This window comes from Carnimonas nigrificans ATCC BAA-78 (assembly GCF_000526695.1).
GTDB lineage: Bacteria > Pseudomonadota > Gammaproteobacteria > Pseudomonadales > Halomonadaceae > Carnimonas > Carnimonas nigrificans.
Map to the genome: position 1 here is coordinate 296,859 of NZ_JAGO01000010.1, position 24,288 is coordinate 321,146.

Below are 24,288 nucleotides of genomic sequence, written 5' to 3' on the forward strand. Positions count from 1 at the left end.
CGTAAACATAGCGCACGAGCTGGCGCATGACCTGAACAAAGTCTTTCAGGTTTATACATTCTTCACATTTATCACGCACCACCAGATATCGAAGGCAGTGAAGCCGCGCGCTTTTCGCTACATAAATGCGGCAAAAGCGCTCCAGCTCTCGTCTCATGCCGATAGTGCCCGTCTCTATGCGGCCATGACCAGGCGCACCGCAATGCCCCACATAAGCAGCGCCACCGCGCCATCCAGCAGCTTCCACGACAGCGGATTGGCAAATAGTGGACGTAGCCAGCGTGCTCCATAGCCCAGCGCAAAGAAGAACAGCAGCGACGCGCAGATTGCTCCGCAGGCGAAGGCGATTTCGTTCCCGGGAAAGCGCGTCGAGATCGTGCCCATAAACACCACAGTATCCAGATAGACGTGGGGGTTGAGCCAGGTCAGCGCCAGACAGGTGAGCAGCGCCTGCTTGAGCGATGGCGTTGCGTCACCCTTCACCACCAGACTGTCGTTGGCACAAAATGCTGCGCGCAGGCTTTTGGCCCCAAACCACAGCAGGAACAGCGCGCCACCGTAGCGCATGACCGGATCAAGCCACGGCAGCAGCGCCATCACGCGGCTGAAGCCACTCACGCCCAGCGTAATAAGCACCATATCCGACAGCGCACAGGTCAGCACCACTGCCAAAACGTGCTCCTGCTTGATCCCTTGCCGCAGCACGAAGGCATTCTGGGCACCTATTGCCAGAATCAGGCTCAGGCCAATACCAAATCCGGTAGAAAACGCGACCGACATCATCGTCCTTATATGGGTTCAGGAAGTAAAACGGCGCTCAGTGTAACGCTTTCTCCCCTTCGGCCACTTGTTCATCACCAAAGCTCCCGCAGGGCAGGTGGCCTGCGAGGCATGAAGCCGCGAGGCCGACCATCACTTTAAAGCGAGTCACCTCAGATGCGCTGCCACTGCAATCGTCATATCCCCTGTCGCTGGAATAGATATAAACGAGGGACTGCCGAGCAGATCTTCAGCGAACCATGCTGGTGAGAAGGCTCGCAGTAAGCGAGCATAGGCGGCACCGATCCATGAAGGCGATTGCCGGTGAACGGCATATGAAGGTGCGAGGGGAATAGTTGCGGTAAGACGTTAATACCCGCTTTGCGCCGCCGGCGCGGGTGACCGGTGTGAGGAGGCTAGGCTCTCGGCTTGCACATTGGCTGGTCTGCGCTGCTGGCCCCGATTTTGGCTCATCCGCCGATAGGGGTGGCGGTTGGTCGCTACACGCAGGGCGGGCATGTGCCATACCCGTGCTCAAGGCACCCCTGCATAATAACCACTTTTTTATTGTGGTTATAGGGCCATGCGACAGTTTTACACATATTTTTTACATACTCCGCCATAATTTCCATTCAAGAAAATGAGTTTTACGCCAAACATGGCCGATACTCGCATAAAAATTCACTATTATCGGCACACAAAAGCGGTTCACTCCCTCTTGCGATCATCCCCTATTTTTTCCGATTGATGCATAGATGGATGTATAAACGAGGAGGCAGCCCCTCCTCCATCACTGTCTTTCAGGAGATGCCCACCATGGCGTTCAAAAAAACCGTTCTCTCTTCCCTTGGCGTGGCGACATTGGCGGCTGGCTTGAGCCAGGCACCGCTGGCCGTGGCAGCCAACGTTCAAAGCGGCACCTATCAGGTAGAGCCGGCCCACACGCAAGTGCTGTTTAGCGTGAATCACTTTGGCTTCACCAATTACCACGGCGTCTTCTCAGGCGCATCGGGCACCCTGACCCTGAATGCCGACGACACCTCCAAAAGCAAGGTTGATATCACCATCCCCATCGGCACCGTGCAAACCACGTCGGACAAGCTGACCGAGGAGTTGAAAGGCACCGACTGGTTCAACACCCAGGCCCACCCCAATGCTCGTTTCATCTCGACCAAGGTGTCTGGCAGCGACAACGACAGCGCGACGGTAGAGGGCAACCTGACGCTGAACGGTGTGACCAAACCGGTCACTCTCAACGTGCGCTTCCATGGCGCGGGCGAAAATCCGCTCAACAAGGCGTATACCGCGGGGTTTGATGCCACTACCACCATCAAGCGCTCCGAGTTTGGTATCAAGCAGTACGTTCCAGCGGTGAGTGATGAAGTCAAACTGACCATTGAAGGTGCGTTTGAAAAGACGAAGTAGAGACGCTACACCGCAATCTTTCAGTGCCCTGCTTCCTCGGCGGGGCTTTTTTTGCCCCACGGCTCCCCTTCTCATCCAGACACATTGCATGCAACATGGAAATAATGGTCGAAGGGGCACAGCCCGCGCGGGCGAGGTTACTTTCTATGCAGTACCCCACCTGGCTCAACCGCTTTACCTTCGCCGCTAATATCGCGGGAGCTGGCCTATTTCCAGGTATCGGGTAATGCTGGTGAGAATTCTTCGGCCCAACATCAGTCTCAGTGATATCAAAAGCTCGTGAAGCCCGACATTGGTACTCTGTCACCGCCAGTGTGTTCTTGAAAAAGAATGGAAAAAACGGGACATCTTGAGCGCCAACGCTCAGCTAGGGATAGGCGCGTTATCATTACCCTTACCGCACAGGCTAGGGTGCTACGTGAGTAGATCACCGCTCAGCGCCGCTTACCTATGCGCTACCCATTCATTTGCCGTGGAGAATCCCATGACACTCAACAAGCACTCAACCGCGCTGATTATCATTGACTTGCAGGAAGGCATTGCCACTGAAGGCAGAGCGCCCTACTCCTCCGAGCAGATTGTCACTACCAACAAGGCCATCGCCGCTCGCTTTCGCGAAGCCGGCGCGCCGGTGGTGCTGGTCAAGGTAGCTTTCAATGCAGATGAAGCGCCCAGCAGCGCGGTTTCCTCACCCTCACTGCCCGAGCAGACCCCGGAAGGATTTGACACGTTGGTAGAAGGTTTGCAGCAGCCAGAAGATATCGTAGTTACCAAGCACCACTGGGGCGCTTTTATCGGCACAGACCTTGATCTACAGCTACGCCGTCGCGGCATTGATACGGTCGTGATCACCGGCATTGCGACCAATTTCGGCGTCGAATCCACCGCGCGCTCAGCGTGGGAGCTTTCCTACAACGTGGTGATTCCAGAGGATGCTTGCACCTCTTTCAGCGACGAGATGCACCGTTTCTCGTGTGAGAATATTCTCAAGCGCATTGCCGTGATCAACCGCAGCGACGATCTTCACTTCGACTAAGGCATCGCACCTTTATCCCCATGGACGGGCCACCTGATGGCCCGATTAGCTGTACCGAATGAACGAACACACTATGCCGCTCGATCTCACCAAACTGCTCGCCGAGCAGCCCATGCTGGTACTGGATGGCGGACTTTCCAATGAGGTAGAAGCACAGGGCGCAACGCTTGCCACTGAGTTGTGGTCAGCGCGTCTGCTGCTTGAAAGCCCTGATCTCATCAAACGCGCCCACCGCGCCTACTTCGACGCGGGCGCGGATGTCGCCATTACCGCCAGCTATCAGGCGTCACTGGCAGGATTTACCGCCATTGGCTTAAGCGAACAGCAGGCGATTGAGCTAATCAAGCGCTCGGTTACTCTAGCGCGTGAGGCGGCGGATGAAAGCAGGCACAGCGCGGCAGGCGCGCGCATTCGCCCCCTGGTGGCGGGATCAATCGGCCCTTACGGGGCTTATCTGGCCGACGGCTCAGAGTATAGCGGCGACTATTCGGTCTCCGAACAGGAGCTGGAAGACTTCCACCGCCCGCGTATCGAGGCCTTGCTGGACGCTGGCGCCGACCTTCTCGCCATTGAAACCCAGCCCTCGTTCAGCGAGGTCACTATCCTGATGCGGCTATTGCAGGATTACCCTGAAGCCCGCGCATGGGTCAGCTTCAGTGCGCGTAATGGCCACGAGATCAACGATGGCACGCCGATTGCGCAGTGCGCAGCGTGGCTGGAGCAGCAACCGCAGGTCGTCGCTCTGGGGGTTAACTGTACCCAACCTGACGTGATCTCCTCGTTGCTTGGTCAACTTTCCCGGCACACTTGCAAACCCTTGGTGGTCTATCCAAACTCAGGCGAGCAGTATGATGCGCACAGCAAATGCTGGAGCGCCACTGGCGAAGCAGGTGCCTCTACTCTGGCCCCGCGCATCAGCGAATGGTATGCCCTGGGGGCGCGCCTGATCGGGGGCTGCTGTCGCACCACGCCTGCCGATATTGCTGAAATAGCCGCAGTGCGTGCCACGCTGCCCCCTGCTTCGATTTCATCACCTTAAGAGCCGACACCATGAGCCACGCGGGATCACACAGCGCCCAGCTTGAACACCAGCAGTGCATCATTGCCGGAGGCGGCCCTGGCGGCCTGGTGCTGGGGCTGCTGCTGGCGCGCGCTGGGGTCACGGTGACCGTGGTTGAAAAGCACGCCGACTTTCTGCGCGATTTCCGTGGCGATACCGTGCATCCTTCCACCCTTGATGTGATGGATGAACTCGGGCTGCTCGATGAGCTGCTCAGGATTCCCCATACCCGCGCCGAGCAGCTGCATGCAGAGATGGGCGGTCAACAGATCACCATCGCTGACTTCTCACGGCTCAAAAGCAAATGCCGCTTTATTGCCTTTATGGCGCAGTGGGACTTCCTCGACTTTATTGCGCGCGAAGCAGGCAAATATCCCAACTTCCAGCTACTCATGCGCACCGAAGTCACCGAACTTATCAACCACAATGGCCGTATCTCGGGAGTGAAAGCGACCTCCATCGACGGTGATATCACGCTAAAGGCCGATCTTGTCGTGGGCGCAGATGGTCGTCACTCCAAGGTGCGCGAACATGCAGGCATGAAGGTCGACGCGTTCGGCGTGCCCACCGATGTGCTGTGGATGAAGCTCAGCCATCAGCCTGACGATCCGCCCTATACCATGGGGCATGGGGGGCCGCGCATGGGAGTGGTCATGATTGATCGCGGCGACTATTGGCAGTGCGGCTACGTGATTCGCAAGGGCAGCTTCGATGATATCAAGGCGGCGGGGATTGACGCCTTCCGTGAAGAAGTGGGCGAGGCGCTGCCACTGCCCACCGCACGCATGGAGGAGATCGAGCGCTGGAACGATGTCTTCTTGCTGCGCGTTCGCATCGACCGCCTGGAGCACTGGTGGAAGCCGGGACTTTTGTGTATCGGCGATGCTGCCCACGCCATGTCGCCGATTGGCGGCGTGGGCGTCAATCTCGCCATCCAGGATGCGGTTGCCACGGCCAATATTCTGGCAGCGCCGCTGCGCGAAGGACGGCTGAAGGACAAGCACCTGGCCGCGGTAGAGAAGCGGCGCAGCTTCCCGACCCGCGCCACTCAGAAACTTCAGATGATGATGAAGCGCCGCCAGAAGCCTGACAGTAGCGATACCTCCACCAGCGCCACCAGTCCTGCTTCCGAAAGCACACCGAAAGGACCGCCGCGTTTTATTCGGGCGCTGGCAGGTTCTCCGGTGCTGGCACGCCTGGCAGGGCGCTTGATGGGGCTAGGGTTCCGCCCCGAGCATATTCGTCATGCAGCGGTGCCGGTCAGCTCGCCCCAACCGACGACTCCACCCGACTCGCCGTCATAAACACCTTGCTCAAGGTCTGCTGCGCCGCGGCTTTGCTGGGTTAAAAACCGGCTCCAGGCGCATCGCGATCACCGCAACGCTCCGCTGTCCGATTATCAGAAAATCGTCGGGGCCATGTTATAAAGGGCGATCTCTTGCATAGCGCGCGGCCATTTACTGCGCCTTACCGCTGTGCAGAAAGTACCCGTTCATCAGCATAAGCGTCATGCGTAGCTCTCCCCACACGGCGCTGGGTCGAGTACACTCTTGGCGTCATTAGTTTAGGGAAACCACGATGGGAAGGACGTTCGAAAACCGCAAGGCCTCGATGGCCAAGACGGCAGCCGCGAAAACCAAGGTCTATAGCAAATACGGGCGCGAGCTTTATGTGTGCGCCAAGCATGGCGGCCCCGACCCCAGTGCCAACCTTGCGCTGCGCAGCATGATCGACCGGGCCAAGAAGGATCAGGTGCCCAGCCACGTTATCGACAAGGCGCTGGAAAAGGCCAACGGCGTTGGCGGTGAAGACTACTCACCCGCGCGCTACGAAGGGTTCGGCCCGGCCAACTCGATGCTGATTATCGAGTGTCTGACCGACAACCCCAACCGTACCTTTGGGGATGTGCGCGGCAGCTTTACCAAAAGCAAGTGCAAGATCGGCACCCAGGGCACCGTATCGCACATGTTCAACCACAATGCGATCTTCTCGTTCAAGGCCGACGCCGAACGTAACGAAGAGAGCGTGTTGGAAGCCTTGATGATGGCGGATGTCGATGTCACCGATATCGAGCAGGATGACGACCAGATCAACGTCTTCGTGCCGCCCACCGAGTACGGTAAAACCACTCAGGCGCTCACCGATCAGTTCGGCACCATCGACTTCGATACCGCAGAAATTCAGTTCCTGCCGCAATCGACCATGACGCTTGAAGGTGATGAGCTTGCCCAGTTCGAAAAGCTCTGTGATCTGCTCAACGACCTGGATGACGTGCAGAACATCTACCACAACGTAGAGCTGTAGCCAGGCAGATAGCGCGCGGTGGGTACGGCAATGGTCACCGGCGCTGGCAGCGCAGTAGAGGGCAAGGCATGGATCGTCTCGAATGTGACCGCATGTTGGTGGCGGTACTGGAAAGCGGCAGCTTCTCACGCGCTGCCGAGCGTTTGGGCATCAGCACCGCCAAAGCCTCCAAGCTGATCTCCCGTCTTGAATCCGACCTTGGCGTGCAGTTGATTTCCCGCACCACGCGCGCCCTCTCTGCCACTGAAATCGGTCAGTTCTACTATGAGCGGGTTCGTGTCCTGCTCAATCAGATCGACGAACTGGACAACGCTGTCCAGCACTCCTCAAGCAACCCATCGGGCAGGCTGCGCATTACCGCGCCGCTCTCCTTTGGCGTTAGCCAACTGGTGCCTGTGCTCAATCGGTTTGCTGAGCACTACCCCGATATCCAGCTTGATGTCAGCTTCAGCGACAAGTTCGTCAGTCTGGTTGATGAAGGATTCGACGCGGCAGTGCGTATCGGCATTCCCGCCGATAGCCGTTTGATGGCCCGCCGCCTGTGCAGCGCCAGCGTCGTGACAGTGGCCTCACCTGCCTATCTGAAACAGCACGGTGAACCCACGACACCGCAGCAGCTTGGCGAGCATGAGTGCATCATCGACACCAATGTGGCGGAGCCGTGCTCATGGCGATTTTCATGCGGCCAGTCGGATCTCTCGGTCACTGTCAACGGCAGAATCAGGTTCTCCGACCCGACGGCCTGCCTCAAGGCCGCTGAAAGTGGTCTTGGCATCGCGCGCTCCCCCGCCTTCGTCGCTGATCGCGCTATCAGCACCGGCCGCGTCAGGCAGATTCTGCGCGAACACGTTACTCCTCCCAATCACGGCATCTACGTGCTCTACCCTGCCAGCCGCCATCTCGCGCTGAAAGTGCGCGTACTCATCGACTTCCTGGTAGAACAGTTTCCCGAGCCGCCGCCCTGGGAAGCCCACCTGCACCATTAACTGTCCCCAAGAACTGTCCCCAAGGGCAGCTTTACATCATCTCCCCCGTTATCTTGCCCCGTCGCCTTGATGGGTGGCACCTGCCGCCATATGGATAATCGCCTCTCTTGCTGACGGCACTAGCGAAATGCTGATACCTTTACATATTCTTGACGTTGCCGCTGCGGCCCACGCTGGAGTGAGTCATGGAAAAACCGAAGGAACCGATCACTGTTTCGCCTACTGCCCGCTGGATATATCTGGGCATCGGGTGGCTGTTTGTCGCGCTGGCCGTTATCGGCGCTTTCCTGCCGGTCATGCCCACGGTGCCGTTTCTGATTGTCGCGGCCTGGGCGTTCGAACGCGGCTCGCCACGGCTGCATCGCTGGCTCTATCAGCACCCGCTATTAGGCCCACCGCTCACCCGCTGGCGCGATCACGGCGTCATTCCTCGCTACGCCAAATGGCTGGCGGTTGTCTCGATGAGCGGTAGTGTCATACTGATGCTGATTATCGGCTTGCCCTTTATTCTGATTGGTGGCGTCGCGTTCATCATGATCGCCACCGCCGTGTACATCGTGACACGGCCTTCCAACGTGAGGACATCACGCAAGTAACCCTTTTCATTCACTTTGAAGGAGTACCCAATGAGTCGTGCAGATATTCCCACGTTTACGCTTAACGATGGTAACCGCCTCCCCTCCATCGGGTTCGGCACCTATAAGCTCAATGGCAAGGAGGGCGTTGACAGCATGACGGCCGCTATCAGCCGCGGCTATCGACTGCTGGACTGTGCCTTCAACTACGAAAATGAAGGTGCCGTGGGTCAGGCGGTGCGTCAAAGTGAAGTGCCTCGCGATCAGCTGTTTGTGGCATCGAAACTGCCGGGCCGTCATCACAAGTACGATCAGGCAGTAGTAACCATCGAAGAGTCGCTTTATCGCACCGGGCTGGATTATCTCGATCTCTACCTGATTCACTGGCCGAACCCCAAGCAGGGAATCTATGTCGAAGCCTGGCAAGCCTTGATTGATGCCCAGAAGCGCGGGCTGGTGAAGTCGATTGGCGTCAGTAACTTCCTGCCGGAGCATATTGATACCCTTATCAAGGAGACCGGTGTAGCGCCAGCCGTCAATCAGGTCGAGCTATCCCCCTATTTCGCGCAGAAAGAACAGCGCGCCTTCGATGCCAAGCACAATATCGTGACGGAAGCCTGGAGTCCGCTGGGCCACGCTTCGGCGCTGCTGGAAGACAAGCATCTTCAGGAAATTGCCGATCAGCACAACAAGAACATTGTGCAGATCATTTTGCGCTGGCACTTCCAGCTCGGCGTGCTGGCGATTCCCAAATCAGCCAATCCTGAGCGCCAGAAGCAGAACCTTGAGCTGTTTGACTTCGAGCTGAATGACGACGAAATGGCCGCTATCGAACGCCTTGATCGTCCGGATGGCCGCACCAACGATCAGGACCCCGCCGAATACGAAGAGTTCTAGGAAACTGTTCGACGTCTGATCAGGCCATTGCACCGACAGGCGCGGGCAGTCAGCGGATATGCCAAAGGGCGTCTGTCATGCAGGCGCCTTTCTTCTATCTGGCGGCCCCGTGGACGTTACGCGCCGCCCCCGCTAACGTATTTGCATCAATCTGACACTCGCAACGATATGGACGACAAGATGAGCAAGCGCCCGAATATATTGATAGTGATTGCCGATCAGGTGAATGGCCGCCTGTTCGAAAATGGCCCCGCTGACTACCTGAAAGTGCCTCACTTGCGCCAATGGTTCGCGCAGGCGACCAATTTTTCCAACAGCTATACCGGCAGCCCGCTCTGCTCACCAGCCAGGGCATCGCTGATGACGGGGCAGCTTCCTTCCCATACAGGCGTCTACGACAATGCCGCCGAATTTCCTTCCAGCCTGCCCACCTACGCCCACCACCTGCGCCGTGCCGGCTATCAGACCCTTTTGTCGGGCAAGATGCACTTTGTCGGCCCCGATCAGCTGCACGGCTTCGAGAAACGCCTGACCACCGATGTCTATCCCGCTGATTTCGGCTGGACGCCCGACTATCGCAAGCCGGGCGAGCGCATCGACTGGTGGTATCACAACCTGGGGTCGGTGACCGGCGCAGGCGTGGCGGAAACCTCAAACCAGCTTGAATATGACGACGAAGTAGCCTTCTTTGCCGAGCAGGCACTCTTCAATCTGGCGCGTGGTCACGATCAGCGCCCCTGGTGCCTGACGGTCAGCTTCACCCATCCTCACGATCCTTATGTAGCGCGCCGCAGCTACTGGGATCGCTACGAAGAGTGCCCCGCCCTGCTGCCAGAGATTCCTGCCGTCCCCTTCCAGCAGCAGGATGCCCACTCGCAGCGGCTGATGAAGGCCAGTGAATTCGAGAAATTCGACATTACTGACACCGATATTCAGCGGGCGCGGCGCGGCTATTTCGCCAATCTGTCGTTTATCGACGAGAAGTTCGGTTCACTACTGAATGTGCTAGAACGCACCCGCATGCGCGACAACACCATCGTGCTGTTTCTGTCTGACCACGGCGACATGCTTGGCGAGCGCGGTCTGTGGTTCAAGATGAGCCCTCGCGAAGGTTCATCGCGCGTGCCGTTCGCCATCCAGCTTCCCGGACAGAGCGGCCGCACCATTGAGACGCCCGTCTCCACTCTCGATCTGACCTCAACGCTGGCTGATCTGGTGGGCATTGATCTGAGCGAGGTCAGCCCCTGGAGCGACGGTGAGTCGCTGCTGCCATTGATGCGCGCTGAAGGCGGCCATGCGCCGGTGGCAATGGAGTACGCAGCCGAAGGCACAGAAGCGCCGCTGGTGACACTGCGCGACGGTCGTTTCAAGTACAACCATTGTGAAATTGACCCGCCGCAGCTTTTTGACCTTGAAAATGACCCGCATGAATCCCACAACCTGATAGAGGAAGAGGAGTACGCTGAGTTGGCTGCCCGCTTCGCTGAACGCATTGCCAAGCGCTGGGACATGGCCCGCTTCGATCGGGAAGTACGCGAAAGCCAGGCGCGGCGTCTGGTGGTTTATGAGGCGCTGCGTCAAGGCCACTACTTCCCGTGGGATTATCAGCCCTTGCAGGCCGCCAGCGAGCGCTATATGCGCAACCACATGGATCTCAATACGCTGGAAGAAGATCAGCGTTTTCCGCGTGGCGAATAGCGAGGCGAGCAGGAACAGCCCCCGTTTCCAGGTACTGAATCGCCAGGTACTGGGGGCAAATCGCCAATGTGTCATCTACTGTCTTTCGATCCACCAATGTCCCTGGTCATAAGGAGCAGACATGAGTATGTATCGCACCGTTAACCCTGCCACAGGTGAAGTAGAGAAAGAGTTCGATACCCATACCGACGAGCAGATGTTCGCCAAACTGGATACCGCTCATGCGTTGTGGAGCAACGATTGGAAATTCCGCTCTTTCGAAGAGCGTCGCAAGATCGTGCAGGGCGCTGCCGAAGTGCTGCGTCGTGATAAAGAGAAGCACGCACGCCTGATTGCGACCGACATGGGCAAAGCCTACAAGGAAGCCATCGGCGAAATCGAGCTGGCCGCCGATATTCTGGCCTACTACGCCGACATTGCAGAAGAGACGCTGGCTCCCCAAAAGATCGACACCGATACCGGCAACGCAACCGTGGTCAATCAATCCCTCGGTGTCATCTACTGCGTCGAGCCATGGAACTTCCCTTACTATCAGCTGGCGCGCGTGGCAGGCCCCAACCTGATGGCGGGCAACGTGGTGATGGTCAAGCATGCCCCCAGCGTACCGCAGTGCGCCCTCGGCTTCGAGTCGCTGTTCAAGGACGCTGGCGCGCCGGAAGGGGCCTACACCAACCTGTTCCTCACCAACGATCAGTCCGAACAGCTCATCGGCCGCTTCGAAGTGCGCGGTGTCGCACTGACCGGCAGTGAGCGCGCCGGTAGCGCCGTAGCCTCTCAGGCAGGCAAGGCGCTCAAGAAAACCACCCTTGAGCTGGGCGGCTCCGACGCCTTCATCGTGCTTGATGACGCCGATCTGGATGAAGTCATCCCCTGCGCAGTAGCAGGCCGCATGTCAAACAACGGCCAGGTCTGCACCGCTGCCAAGCGCATGATCGTCCATGAATCGCTGGTCGATGAATTCACTCGTCGTCTGGGTGAAGCGCTGAAAGAGCTTCACTACGGCGATCCGCTGGATGAAAACACCACCCATGGCCCGATGAGCAGCGAAGATGCCATGCAGCGTGCCTTGGATCAGGTACAGAAAGCGGTGGATAACGGCGCCACGCTGCTCACTGGCGGCAAGCGTATCGACCGCAAGGGCTTCTTTATGGAAGCTGGTATTCTGACCAATGTGAGCAAGGATAACCCGGTCTATTACGAAGAGATTTTTGGTCCGGTAGCGACCATCTATTCGGTCGCCAGTGAAGAAGAAGCAATTGAGCTTGCCAACGACAGCCCCTACGGTCTGGGCGGCTCGGTTTACACCACCAATATCGAACGCGGCGTCAAAGTGGCCGAACTGATCGAAACGGGCATGGTGTTTATCAACAAGCCCACCGATACCGCCCCCGAACTGCCGTTTGGCGGCGTAGGCAACTCAGGCTATGGCCGTGAGCTTTCCAAATTCGGTATCGAGGAGTTCATCAACCGTAAGCTGATTCACACGCCTTCCTAAGCACAATCCGCTATTACCGGTAGTCCCTCGCTAGAGGCTACCGGCACACCCAGAGAAGCGCCGATGCTGTAAACCAGCTTCGGCGCTTTTTATCGCTTTTAGCTCAGTTCTACCTCATCACATCAGTTCAGCGAGCAGCACTGCTGCCTGCACCGCTTCCCGCCTGAATATCTTCCCTTCACTCTCACCCGCTGCATCGAATCGCCCTCGCACCAAACGGCAGCCATCAACGACTTCCCCAAACAGCCCCAGGCACCTGATACGCGGCCAACATTTGCAACCACGCCTTCCGGTGTTATAAGAACTGGATCAGTGAAGGAGCCTTGACCGCGTGAATCTGCGCCACATCGAAATCATCCATGCCATCGTTCAGTACGGCAGCATCTCCTCGGCGGCACGAGCGCTGCATGTCTCTCAGCCCAACGTGACCCGCGTACTGGCCCATGCCGAGCAGCAGCTTGGGTTTGCGCTGTTCGAGCGGAGTGCCCAGGGGCTGGTGCCGCGCCCCGAAACGCTGCGCTTGATTCCCGAGATCGAGCAACTTATGCAGCAGCGCGGTGCCATTGATACCCTGGTGGCTCATCTCAAGCGGGGAGAATCCTGCCATTTACGGCTGGGGGCCGCCCAGACACTGGGGCAAACGATCCTCCCGCAGCTACTGCTTAAAGCGCACCAGCAGATGCCGGAAGTAGCCGTTGAGCTGACCACCGGCCACTGGGAGACGCTGTGTGATGCCCTTCTGCGCCAGCGTCTCGATGTTGCGCTGGTGTTTGGTCAGCACACCCAGCCCGGCATTCAGCGTGAAGTGATTGCGACGTGCCCGCTTATGGCACTGCTCCCCCCCGGTACTCCGCCTCGCAGCACGATCCGACTCGACGAGCTGGGGCATTCGCCAGTGTTGATGCAGCCGCAGGACCCGCTGGGAACGCTGCTGCACTCAGCGCTTGAGCACCACGCCATCGAGCTGCACTCCCCCTGGCTGATCCAGTCCTATACCGTGATCGCCGAAATGGTCGCGCTGGGCGCAGGCATCGGCGTCGTGGACGCTTTTACCGCCCGCCGCTATCCGCAGCTACACAGTGTTCCGCTTACTCCCGCTCTCACCGGCGAGATTTCACTGATTACCCTCGCACGCCAGCAGCTATCCTTGCCCGCCGAAACGCTCTGTCAGCTCTTGCGCCACCACCTTTGAAAAGCCGCCGTCGCTTCATCTGACCATTGCCCATAACCTGGGGTTATTGCGCGGCGTCAAACAGGTATTCGTATTCCCCCCTTCATCTCTGAATACTAAGGACTTGACTGAACTCTCCTTCGATCAGGTGCCTTTCAACATGCAGATTCCCCAACCGTACCTTCTGTTTCTTGGTGATGTGAGTGATCCTCTCGCGATCAAAATGGCGCGAGGCATCCATAGCTGGCGCCCCGAAGCCTGCATTGGTCAGTTACGCCTGAATCAGGAGACCCCATCAGTCGGCATCAGTGATCTGACGCTTGCACAGGGGCGTGAAGGAGGTGCCAAAACCTTGGTGATCGGCACCACCAACGCAGGCGGCAAGCTGCCGCAGCACTGGCTCGATACGTTGCTGGAAGCCGTCGAATGCGGCTATCACGTTGCCAGCGGCATGCACCAGCGTTTGTCTGATATTGCACCGCTGGCGGAAGCTGCGCGCAGAAAAGCTGTCGAGCTATTCGATATTCGTCACTCGGCCCCCCTGCTTGATGTGGGTAACGGTAAAAAACGCAGCGGCAAGCGGATACTCACCGTCGGGCTGGATTGTGCGGTGGGCAAGATGTTCTCGGCACTGGCGATTGAACAGGAGCTGAATGCACGCGGGCTGAACAGCGATTTCCGCGCCACGGGGCAAAGCGGCATTCTGATCGAAGGCAGCGGTATCGCCATTGATGCCGTAGTGGCCGACTTCATTTCCGGCGCAGTGGAACAGCTTGCGCCCGATGCCAGTGACGACCACTGGGATGTGATCGAAGGCCAGGGCTCGCTCTACAACCCCAGTTTTGCAGGGGTCAGCATGGGGCTTTTACACGGCGCCCAGCCAGATTATTTGGTGATGTGCCATGAATTTGAGCGTCCGCATATGCGCCACCTTCCCCACTTTTCACTGCCTTCCTATGAAGAGTGCGTCAACGCCAACCTGGTTCATGCACGCACCACGAATCCCAATGTGCGGCTGGCGGGCTTCTCGATCAACACCTCCAATGTCGATGAAAAACGTGCCCGTGCCCACCTGGCAGAACTTGAGGAAAAATTTGGTGTGCCCGCCACCGATCCAGTGCGCTTTGGCATTGCGCCGGTGATTGATTCACTGCTCGCCATGGATGCGTGAATATTGATGACCTTCTCCAGCGATTACGCCTTCCAGAAGCTGCCATTGGCGCGCCCGTTTGCCATTGCACGCGGCACCCGCACCGCCGTCGACGTGGTACGGGTAACGCTGAGCGATGGCAAGCATCACGTTACCGCTGAAGCCACACCCACGCCCCGCTATGGTGATACCTGCGAGGCGGTCGAGCGGGCTCTTCAGCACTATCAGCCATTGCTTTTGCAGCAGTTGAATAACCACGGTCAGGTGACGACTGCCAGAGAGTGGCTGAATGCCAACATGGCAGCAGGAACCGCTCGCAATGCGCTGGACTGCGCCCTGTGGCTACTCGAAGCCAAACAGCAGCACACTTCGCTGGAAAACCTGGTCGCCCAGGCACTGGATGAACCACCGCTCACCTACGAGCAGATCAAGACCGTGCAGACCGTCGGCATTGATAGCCCAGCGGCCATGGCACTCGATGCCCGCGCCCAGTTCGACAAGGGCATCCGACTGCTCAAGATCAAGCTGAATGGTGAGCAGATTGAGGAGCGTATGCGCGCGATTCGGCGCGCCGTGCCCGAAACGCGTCTAGTGGTCGATGCCAATGAAGCATTTACTGCCGCTGACTTGCCCCTCACCCTTGAGCTATTGGCCAGTCTTGGTGTGGAAATGGTCGAGCAGCCTCTTCCCGCAGGGCAGGACAACCTTCCAGCAGAAGCACGCCAGATTGTGCCGCTCTGTGCTGATGAAAGTGCGCATACCGCAGACGATCTCCCGCTCCTGCTTGAATGCGGCTACCGCATGATCAACATCAAGCTCGATAAATGCGGTGGGATCAGTGAAGCCATCAAATTGATCAACGCCGCCCGCCACCATGGGCTAGATATCATGGTCGGCTGCATGCTGGGCAGCTCACTCGCCATGCGCTGCGCCCTGCCCATTGCCGCCCGCGCCTCACTGGTCGATCTGGATGGCCCCACCTGGCTGGCACACGACGCAGCGCCAGCGCTTGTTTTCCACGCAGGGCAAATATCAGGCATGGATATGGCCGAGTAATTTGATGCGACGACAATCACGATAACAACGGACAACAACAAGGATTGCCATGACCACGCAGAACACTGTCAACGATAGCCATGCGCTGATCCTCAAAGCAGATCACCTCAGTGTCGCTTTTGAGAGCGAACAGGGGCCTACCCAGGCGCTCCATGAGATCAGCTTCGATGTATATGAAGGTGAAATTCTTGCCATTGTCGGCGAAAGCGGCTCTGGCAAGTCGGTTACCTCACTGACCACCATGGGGCTGCTGCCGGAAAATGGCCGAGTGACCAACGGTCATTTGTGGTATTCCCCCCGCGATGGCGATGCCATTGATCTCACCACTCTTGATGATGAACAGAGCCGTATTCTGCGTGGCACGCGCCTAGGGATGATCTTTCAGGAGCCGATGACCTCGCTCAATCCGGTGCTGAAGGTGGGCGATCAGCTTACCGAAGCGGCACGGCTGCATTTGAAGCTCTCTGCGCGCAAAGCGCGCGATGAGGCTCTGGCGATGCTAAGCAAAGTGCGTATTCCTTCCCCCGAGCGCGTGATGGATGAATTTCCCTACTCGCTCTCGGGCGGGATGCGCCAGCGTGTGATGATTGCGATGGCCTTGATGACACGCCCACGCCTGCTGATCGCCGACGAACCGACCACCGCACTGGATGTGACCGTTCAGGCCCACGTGCTTGAAATCATCCGTGAACTGCAGCGTGAATTTGGCATGTCGGTGATTTTCATTACCCATGACATGGGCGTGGTCGCTGAGCTGGCTGACCGCGTGGTGGTCATGCAGGCGGGGCGCGTGGTTGAGCAGAACAGCGTGCACGATATTTTCGCGGCCCCTGCCCATCCTTACACGCAAAAGCTGCTGGCCGCCGTGCCACGCCTGGGGGCGATGCGCGGTATGCCCCTGCCCCACTCCTTCGAGATACCGGGAGAGAGCGCTGCCGAGGCTCAAGCCAGTATTGACTACGACACCGATCCACTGCTGGAAGTCGATGCCCTTGAAGTACGCTTCCCCATTTCCAGCGGCTGGTTTGGCCGTGCCCGCCAGGAAGTGCTCGCCGTTGACCGCGTGCCACTGAAAATATGGCCGGGCGAGACCCTCGCGCTGGTGGGCGAGAGTGGTTCGGGCAAATCGACCATTGGCCGCGCCCTGCTACGGTTGGCCAAAAGCAAGCAGGGCTTCATCCAGTTTGCTGATACGCGGCTCGATAATCTTACCGATGACCAGTTTCGTCACTGGCGCGGCGATATGCAGATGGTCTTTCAAGACCCCTACGCCTCCCTCAATCCGCGTCTGACCGTTGGCTTCTCCATCGCAGAGCCGCTGCTGATACACAAAAGAGTGCCTTCACTCAACAAGGCAATGCCCACCGTAGAGCGTTTGCTTGAGCAGGTCGGCCTTAAGGCAGAGCACGCCCGACGTTATCCCCACGAATTCTCGGGAGGGCAACGTCAGCGTATTGCCATTGCTCGTGCCCTCGCCCTTGAACCCAAACTGATTGTGGCTGACGAGGCGGTATCGGCGCTCGATGTGTCGATCAAGGCGCAGGTCATCAATCTGATGATGAAGCTACAGCGGGAATTGGGTATCGCGTGGCTTTTTATCTCCCATGACATGGCCGTGGTTGAACGTATCGCCCATCGTGTAGCCGTCATGCATCTGGGCAGGATCGTCGAAATTGCCCCGCGCGAACAGCTGTTTGCGGCCCCGCGGCATCCGTACACCAAGCGCTTGATGGAGGCCGTCCCGATTGCCGACCCTGCCCAGCGCCATCACCGCCCTGTTGATACCCAGGAGCCACGCTCTGCGGTCATTCCGCGCCATCAGCAACAGCCGCCCTATCACTACCGTGAAGTGGGCGAACAGCACTGGCTATTTACCGAAGGAAACCCTTGAGCCACACGCTACCGGCACAGCAGTCGGTTTCTGACTCACTGCGCACGCTGGGTACAACACCACGTAAAACAACAATGACCAGGATGTTGATGATGATTCCAAGCAAAAAGGTGCAACGCTGTCTGCTGGCAGTGCTCTTCACCACTCTCGCTACCGGAGCGCACAGCGCTGCGGCGCATGAGTTGCGCCTCGCCATGCAGAGTGACATTACCGGACTGGACCCGCACGACACCACCGATAACCTGAGCTATTCGGTGCAGAGCGCCGTCTACGAGCGGCTGTTTCAGTTTGACCGCCAGATGAAGCTGGTACCTGCGCTGGCGACGGGCTACCGCGCCAATGACAACGCCACCGAGTTCGTGATCGACCTGCGCGATAACGTGCGCTTCTCCGATGGCGCACCCTTTAACGCAGCGGCGGCCAAAACCAACCTTGACCGCCTTGCAGACCAGGGGATGGGGCTGAAGCGCAACAACATGTTCTCGATGATTGATCACACTGAGATCATCAACGAGCACCGCATCAAAATTGTGCTCAAGCAGCCGTTTGGCGCCATGATCAATACCCTGGCCCACCCCTCGGCGGTGATGATCAGCCCACAGGCGCTCAAAAAGTACTCGAATGAGAATGACCTGCGCGTACATCCGGTGGGTACCGGCCCCTTTATCTTCACCGGCTGGGCATCGGGGCGCAGTGTCAGCTTCGTGAAAAACCCCAACTATTGGGAGAAGGGCTGGCCCAGGGTAGACAAGGTGACCTTCTATCCGACACCGGAATCCGCCACCCGTGTCGCACGGCTGCGCGCAGGCGAAGTGGATGCAGTGATGCCACTGGATGCCCAATTGACCAAAGCCATTGGCAGAGACACTCATCTCAAGGTTGTCCACGATGCCAGCGTGTTGCAGCACTATATTGTCATCAACAATCTGAAGCCTGCGCTCAAGGATGTACGAGTACGCAGGGCGCTCAATTACGCCATGGATCGCAACATCTGGCTGCGCGCGGTGCATGGCAACATGGGCACGGTGGCCTCGGCACCGATGGCTAACGCCATTCCCTTCTATCAAGCCCAGGCCCCCTATGCGCATGATCCGCATAAAGCCAGGGAGTTGCTGAAGGAAGCCGGATACCCTGACGGGCTATCGCTGAACATGTGGATTGCCAACGACACCAGCTCGATACTCGCCAGCCAGTTGATCAAGCAGCAGTTGGCCGCGGCTGGGGTCAGGCTTCAGGTAGTCCCCATGGACTCCGCCACTCGCACCGGCATGATCTACAACGTCAGTGACCCCAACGCTGCCCGCTATGATCTGGTACTGCGCGGCTGGTCTCCTTCCACCGGTGATGCCGACTGGGCGCTTCGTCCGCTCTTCACTACCGGCGCCTGGGTGCCAAAGCTTGATAACGAATCCTACTACTCCAATCCCCAGGTGGATGACGCCATCCAGGGCGCACTTGGCAGCGCTGATGCCGATAAGCGCGGCGCGCAATATGCGCGTGCCCAGCAGCTTATCTGGAAGGATGCGCCGGTGATCTTTTTGGGCAACCCCGACAACCTGACCGCTCTTTCCCGCAATCTTGACGGGGTCTACATGCTGCCCGATACCACTTTCGCCTTTAATCACGCCCACTTCGTTTCAGACAACGTCCAACAATAAGGAGGGGATATGCTGAGTTATGCCTTGCGCCGCCTGCTCGGGATCATTCCCGTACTGATTGTGGTATCACTGCTGGTATTCGCCTTCGTCAAACTGATGCCCGGCGACCCTGCGCGCATCTACGCAGGCCCCGATGCCTCTCTTGAAGCCGTCGATGCTGCACGTCACCAACTGGGGCTGGATCAGCCTCTGACCATTCAATATCTACAGTGGGTCGGCAACTTTTTAACCGGCGATCTGGGCATCGCTTACCGCAACCGTCAACCGGTAGCCGATGCCATTGGCGAGAGCTTTTTCCCTACGTTGTGGCTATCGCTGGCGGCCTTCGCCTGGTCATCGGTAGCAGGCATTGCCATTGGCGTCTTCGCAGCGCGCCGTCGCGGGCGCTGGCAGGACTACACCGCCATGAGCATCGCCGTATGTGGCATTTCGATGCCCTCTTTCTGGCTGGGCCTGCTGTTGATCCAGTACGTTGCCGTGCCTTTTGGTCTGTTCGCCACCAGCGGTTATGCCAAGCCTCTCGATATCGTGCTGCCCGCCATTACCCTCGGCTCCACCGTCGCGGCAGTGATGGCGCGCTACACTCGCTCCGCTTATCTGGAAGCGACCCATGAAGACTACGTGCGCACCGCGCGTGCCAAGGGCCTGACCAACCGTATGGTGGTATGGAAACACACCTTTCGTAATGCGCTGATTCCGGTTCTCACCATGCTGGGGCTGCAGTTCGGCTTCTTGCTGAGTGGCTCGATTGTCATTGAGAGCGTCTTCAGCTGGCCTGGGCTTGGCTGGCTATTGATCGAATCTATAAAAACGCAGGATCAGCCGGTTATTCAGGCCCTCGTGATGCTGTTTGTCACCATGTTCCTGGTGATCAATCTCGTGGTGGATCTGCTTTACGGCTTTATTGACCCTTCTGCGCGCCGGGATTAGCTACAAGCCGCCCGGCACATGAGGGTCAGACACAACAATAATGGGCGAAGAAGCTGGATTTTCACGCTGTTAACGCAGCCTTTAAGCCACTCTTCGTCACCGCATAACCGAGCACAGGCAGTTCTCAGCAACTGCCTCAGGAGCACACCATGACATCCACCACTGCCATGCCCACCGCCGCTTCGTTATCGTCACCGTTTCAACGCTGGCGGCGGCGCTTTTTACGCCATCGTGTTGCGCTGGCTGCCAGCGTCATTCTGCTACTGCTCGTAGTGATTGCCCTGCTGGCCCCAGTGCTGGCGCCCTATAATCCTTACCAGTCCGATTGGCTGGCGATTTCCAGCTTTCCTACCGCTGCTCACTGGTTTGGTACCGATGAACTGGGCCGCGATATTCTCTCACGCATTATGTATGGCGCTCGCCTCTCGCTATGGGTGGGTCTGGCATCAGTATCGCTGGGCACGATCGGCGGCATTGTGCTGGGCCTGATCGCTGGTTTTAAGGGGGGCTGGCTCGATAGTCTGATCATGCGCAGCTCCGATGTGCTGTTTGCCTTCCCCGGCATGTTGCTGGCCATTGCTGTGGTAGCGCTATTGGGCCCAGGGCTTAACAACGTCATTCTCGCCGTAGCCATTTTCAGCGTGCCCATCTTTGCTCGCCTGGTGCGCGCGCAAACTCTGACACTGCGCCACAGCACCTATGTGGATGCCTCACGCAGCGTCGGCGCATCCAACACTACACTGATGTTTCGCCATATTTTGCCGGCAACGCTGCCAAGCGTAGTGGTCTACTTCACCATGCGTATCGGCTCCAGCATCCTGACCGCCGCAGGGCTTAGCTTTATTGGCCTGGGGCCTGAGCCGGACGTACCTGAATGGGGCAATATGCTGGCATCCAGCCGCAGCCTGATGATGGCGGGCGCCTGGCACGTTAGCGTCTTCCCGGGCATGGCGATTCTGATTACCGTGCTGGTGTTCAATCTACTCGGGGATGCCCTGCGCGACACCCTTGACCCCAAGGCGCGCTGAGCGAGCATCGCTATGCGATTAAGTGATTCAATGAGGAATCCATGAGCCACTCCGATTTTCACTGGCGTCCATTCGAACGTGACGGTGCCACAGCACTGCTTCAGCGCCACCAACACGAAAACCTCTGGCTGGCGCCTCGGCTACCGACGGGTCCCCATGACCGCCTGTCAGATGTGGCAGGCGTACGGGTCGGCCACTGCACACTGGCTGATGGCGAGATTCAGAGCGGATGCAGCGCGCTGGATATGGGCGCGACTCCCGCCCGCCCACTACCCTGTGGCATCGCTATTCTGAATGGTTTTGCCAAGCCGGTAGGACTCACTCAAGTGGCAGAACTTGGCACAATCAGCGGCCCTATTTTGCTTGGCAACACCTACAGCATCGGCGCGCTTTTCGATGCTTCTATCCAGTGGGCAACACGACAGGAGCCGCAACTGGGACGTGAGCTGCCAACCTTCAATCCCGTAGCGCTTGAATGCAATGACGGCTTTCTCAACGATTTGCAGGCGCGTGCCCTGCGCCCCGAGCATGCACTCGCCGCGATCAATAGTGCCGCAGTGGAGTTCGACACAGGAGCCGTTGGCGCAGGGCGCGGCATGAGCTGTTTCGGACTCAAGGGCGGTATTGGGACAGCCTCGCGCATGGTGACTACGGCGACCGGCCAATGGACCCTCGGCGCTCTGGTGCTCAGCAACTTCGGCAAGGCCGAGGATTTCACTCTTGACGGCGTGCGGCTCGGGCCGTGGCTGGCAGCACAGCTTCAACAGCATGAAACCGCTCATCCAGAAGATGCTGCCACTCAGCCTGAAAAAGGCTCGATCATTATTGTGCTGGCTACCGATGCGCCGCTGGATAAACGCCAGCTTGATCGCGTGGTTCGCCGCGCAGGAGTGGGGATTGGACGTACCGGCGGCTACTGGGGCCACGGCTCTGGGGATATCGCGCTGGCTGTCTCTACGGCAGCCTCTCAGCCGCTGCTTGAAGATCACACCCTGGACCCGCTGTTCAAGGCCAGTGCCGATGCAACCGAAGCCGCTATCATCGACGCCCTGCTCAACGCCGAGCCAGTTACCGGGTTTCGTCAGCATCAGCGTACTGCGCTCAGCGACTGGCTCACACAACTGCATCAGCAACTGCCATAACGAGCGTTTGCTACAGGAGCATCATCATGAAAGTTTTTATTGTTGCCGACATTGAAGGCGTTGCCGGCGTAACGCGACCGACTCAATGCCAGCAAGGCAACACCGAATACGAAGGCGCACGCGGTTTGATGGAAGGCGAGGTCAACGCCGCCATCGAAGGCGCACTGCTGGCCGGCGCGACGCGGATTGTGGTCGCCGACAGCCATGGCACCATGGGTAACCTGCGTGCCGACAACATCCACCCTGCCGCCGAACTGGTACAGGGCAAGCCGCGCGAATTCTCAATGGCTCAGGGGATCGAGACCGACCACTTTGATGCCGTCGCCTTTATCGGTCTGCACTCACCGGCCAGCGTCAAGGGCGTACTCGCTCACACCATTAACGGACGCGCCTTCCATCGCGTGGAGCTAAACGGCAAAGTGGTAGGCGAAAGTGATCTTTACGCCGCCTTCGCTGCCGAACACGGCACACCGCTGGTACTCACTTCCGGCGATGATTGCTTCTCTCAATGGGTGTCAAAGCGTCATCCAGAGGTAGAGGCCGTTTGCGTCAAGACCATGCACTCGACCGTCAGCGCTCAATCGCTCTCCCCGCAAACCGCCCGAAAGCTGCTGCGTGAGGCGATGGAGAAAACGCTCTCCCGACCGCTGCCTTCCGTAACACCGCACTTTACCGCTCCTTTCTCGATACGCCTGACGACTACCCGACCGGTATTGGCCGATGGCTTTGCGATGCTGCCTGGCATTGTCCAGGAAGAAGCTCAGGTGGTCAGCTTCACCTGTGACGATATGGGCGGCGTTATTCGTACCCTCGGTGCACTGTCACTCTATTCAGGAAGCCTGCTATGACGACCCGCCCGCGCATCTACTCCTTCACTCAGGAAAGCAACGACGGTTACGCCATTGCGCTGCACGGCGGTGCCGGCACCCTGGATGAAAACGCCCTCGACGATGAACGTCTGGCGTACTTTCACCAGACGCTGCGCCACTGTCTAGCGCAAGGAGAGAGAATACTGGCAAATGGCGGCAGCGCACTTGATGCGGTAGAAGCGACAGTCAAGGCGCTGGAGCTGGCAGAAGAGTTCAACGCCGGCCACGGAGCCTGCATGACCTGGAATGGCGAGCACGAACTCGACGCAGCCATTATGGATGGCGCTACCCGACAGAGTGGTGCTATCGCCTCTATCCGCACCACCAAAAGCCCCATCGCCGCCGCCCGCGCAGTGCTCGACCATAGCGACCACCTGCTGTTAAGCGGCCAGGGCGCCGACGACTTTGCACGCCTCGCGGGGCTGGAAAGTGTCGATAACAGCTACTTCACCACCCCCATGCGCTTACAACACTGGCAAGACCTGCACACCGAGCGCGCAGACGCAGAACGTGACCTCTTCCGTTTCGGCACCGTCGGCGCCGTCGCCCGCGACCGCCACGGCAACCTTGCCGCCGCCACCTCCACTGGCGGGATTACCAACAAGCGCTGGGGCCGTATCGGCGACAGCCCACTGGTCGGCAGCGGCACCTACGCCGATAACCGCAGCTGCGCCATCTCCTGTACCGGCCACGGCGAGCTGTTTATTCGTGCCGTTGCCGCCCACGACATCAGCAGCCGCATGCGCTACCTCGGCGAACGCCTCGACACCGCCTGCACCACTCTGCTCGCCAATGATCTTAATGTCCCCAACGGCGCCGGCGGAATGATCGGCGTCGATGCCCAGGGCAACCTCACCCTCGCCTTCAACTCACGCGGCATGTACCGCGCCTGGAGCAGCGAGTGCGGTGCCGCCGGCAGCGCCATTGGCGAAGGTGTGGTGGAGTGGCAGCCGATGAAGGCAGAGGGGTGAAGAGGCACTTTCAGTCACCACGCGCCCTGCCGTGGAAGAGATCCCCAGTGTTGATCACACGTTCAAACGGTGAGTCTTATATCCTGATGTCTTTGGACAAATATAAGTCACTGGGGGAACAGCCCACCTGCTTCTTTCGCTGAACAATGCACATCGCCAGAACGCTGTTTGCGCAAATCCCTAATGC

General features: G+C 58.5%; 21 protein-coding genes. 20 read left to right on the top strand and 1 reads right to left on the bottom strand.

Features of this window, described 5'->3' with window-relative positions:
* Positions 1 to 174: 174 nt before the first annotated feature.
* The gene (locus L881_RS0102590) at positions 175 to 780 is read right to left on the bottom strand and encodes a LysE/ArgO family amino acid transporter (protein WP_156926480.1); all 606 of its coding nucleotides are present in this window, start codon (positions 778 to 780) and stop codon (positions 175 to 177) included.
* A 795-nt stretch (positions 781 to 1,575) separates the two neighbouring features.
* On the opposite strand from L881_RS0102590, the gene L881_RS0102595 reads away from it, so the two are divergent.
* The 20 genes from L881_RS0102595 to L881_RS0102690 all read left to right on the top strand — a co-directional run bounded on the left by L881_RS0102595 (position 1,576) and on the right by L881_RS0102690 (position 24,101).
* The gene (locus L881_RS0102595; protein WP_025732167.1) at positions 1,576 to 2,184 is read left to right on the top strand and encodes a YceI family protein; all 609 of its coding nucleotides are present in this window, start codon (positions 1,576 to 1,578) and stop codon (positions 2,182 to 2,184) included.
* Positions 2,185 to 2,668: 484 nt separating this feature from the next.
* Positions 2,669 to 3,220, top strand: a complete 552-nt coding sequence (locus L881_RS0102600) for an isochorismatase family protein (RefSeq protein WP_025732168.1) — start codon at positions 2,669 to 2,671, stop codon at positions 3,218 to 3,220.
* 58 nt (positions 3,221 to 3,278) lie between these two features.
* Entirely contained in the window at positions 3,279 to 4,259 is a 981-nt protein-coding gene (gene mmuM / locus L881_RS0102605; RefSeq protein WP_245587911.1) for a homocysteine S-methyltransferase, read from the top strand.
* An 11-nt stretch (positions 4,260 to 4,270) separates the two neighbouring features.
* Entirely contained in the window at positions 4,271 to 5,584 is a 1,314-nt protein-coding gene (locus L881_RS0102610) for an FAD-dependent oxidoreductase (RefSeq protein ID WP_025732170.1), read from the top strand.
* Between the two features lie 274 nt (positions 5,585 to 5,858).
* Entirely contained in the window at positions 5,859 to 6,584 is a 726-nt protein-coding gene (locus tag L881_RS0102615) for a YebC/PmpR family DNA-binding transcriptional regulator (RefSeq protein ID WP_025732171.1), read from the top strand.
* Between the two features lie 68 nt (positions 6,585 to 6,652).
* Positions 6,653 to 7,570: a LysR family transcriptional regulator gene (locus tag L881_RS0102620; protein ID WP_025732172.1), complete on the top strand. Its 918-nt coding sequence runs from the start codon at positions 6,653 to 6,655 to the stop codon at positions 7,568 to 7,570.
* A gap of 185 nt (positions 7,571 to 7,755) precedes the next feature.
* The gene (locus L881_RS0102625) at positions 7,756 to 8,166 is read left to right on the top strand and encodes a YbaN family protein (RefSeq protein WP_025732173.1); all 411 of its coding nucleotides are present in this window, start codon (positions 7,756 to 7,758) and stop codon (positions 8,164 to 8,166) included.
* Between the two features lie 30 nt (positions 8,167 to 8,196).
* Positions 8,197 to 9,042, top strand: a complete 846-nt coding sequence (locus tag L881_RS0102630) for an aldo/keto reductase (RefSeq protein ID WP_034578216.1) — start codon at positions 8,197 to 8,199, stop codon at positions 9,040 to 9,042.
* 180 nt (positions 9,043 to 9,222) lie between these two features.
* Entirely contained in the window at positions 9,223 to 10,740 is a 1,518-nt protein-coding gene (betC, locus tag L881_RS0102635; RefSeq protein ID WP_025732175.1) for a choline-sulfatase, read from the top strand.
* Positions 10,741 to 10,861: 121 nt separating this feature from the next.
* Positions 10,862 to 12,235, top strand: a complete 1,374-nt coding sequence (locus L881_RS0102640) for an NAD-dependent succinate-semialdehyde dehydrogenase (protein ID WP_025732176.1) — start codon at positions 10,862 to 10,864, stop codon at positions 12,233 to 12,235.
* A gap of 331 nt (positions 12,236 to 12,566) precedes the next feature.
* On the top strand, positions 12,567 to 13,427 hold the full coding sequence (locus L881_RS12700) for a LysR family transcriptional regulator (RefSeq protein WP_034578219.1): 861 nt from the start codon (positions 12,567 to 12,569) through the stop codon (positions 13,425 to 13,427).
* A gap of 139 nt (positions 13,428 to 13,566) precedes the next feature.
* A complete protein-coding gene (gene dgcN / locus L881_RS0102650) occupies positions 13,567 to 14,577 on the top strand; it encodes an N-acetyltransferase DgcN (protein WP_025732177.1) in 1,011 nt (336 codons plus the stop codon).
* A 6-nt stretch (positions 14,578 to 14,583) separates the two neighbouring features.
* The gene (locus tag L881_RS0102655; RefSeq protein WP_025732178.1) at positions 14,584 to 15,612 is read left to right on the top strand and encodes an enolase C-terminal domain-like protein; all 1,029 of its coding nucleotides are present in this window, start codon (positions 14,584 to 14,586) and stop codon (positions 15,610 to 15,612) included.
* 49 nt (positions 15,613 to 15,661) lie between these two features.
* Positions 15,662 to 17,503, top strand: coding sequence for an ABC transporter ATP-binding protein (locus L881_RS0102660; RefSeq protein WP_025732179.1), 1,842 nt, complete (start codon positions 15,662 to 15,664; stop codon positions 17,501 to 17,503).
* Positions 17,500 to 19,161 carry a glutathione ABC transporter substrate-binding protein gene (locus L881_RS0102665; RefSeq protein WP_211238874.1) on the top strand — a complete coding sequence of 554 codons (1,662 nt, stop codon included), beginning with the start codon at positions 17,500 to 17,502 and terminating at the stop codon, positions 19,159 to 19,161. The genes L881_RS0102660 and L881_RS0102665 overlap by 4 nt, the downstream gene beginning before the upstream one ends.
* 9 nt (positions 19,162 to 19,170) lie before the next feature.
* Positions 19,171 to 20,091, top strand: coding sequence for an ABC transporter permease (locus tag L881_RS0102670; protein ID WP_025732181.1), 921 nt, complete (start codon positions 19,171 to 19,173; stop codon positions 20,089 to 20,091).
* A 149-nt stretch (positions 20,092 to 20,240) separates the two neighbouring features.
* The gene (locus tag L881_RS0102675) at positions 20,241 to 21,119 is read left to right on the top strand and encodes an ABC transporter permease subunit (protein ID WP_025732182.1); all 879 of its coding nucleotides are present in this window, start codon (positions 20,241 to 20,243) and stop codon (positions 21,117 to 21,119) included.
* A 41-nt stretch (positions 21,120 to 21,160) separates the two neighbouring features.
* Entirely contained in the window at positions 21,161 to 22,261 is a 1,101-nt protein-coding gene (locus L881_RS0102680; protein WP_025732183.1) for a DmpA family aminopeptidase, read from the top strand.
* A gap of 26 nt (positions 22,262 to 22,287) precedes the next feature.
* Complete coding sequence (locus tag L881_RS0102685; RefSeq protein ID WP_025732184.1) at positions 22,288 to 23,109, top strand: M55 family metallopeptidase; 822 nt, start codon at positions 22,288 to 22,290, stop codon at positions 23,107 to 23,109.
* Positions 23,106 to 24,101: an isoaspartyl peptidase/L-asparaginase family protein gene (locus L881_RS0102690; RefSeq protein ID WP_025732185.1), complete on the top strand. Its 996-nt coding sequence runs from the start codon at positions 23,106 to 23,108 to the stop codon at positions 24,099 to 24,101. The genes L881_RS0102685 and L881_RS0102690 overlap by 4 nt, the downstream gene beginning before the upstream one ends.
* The last annotated feature ends 187 nt before the right edge of the window (positions 24,102 to 24,288 follow it).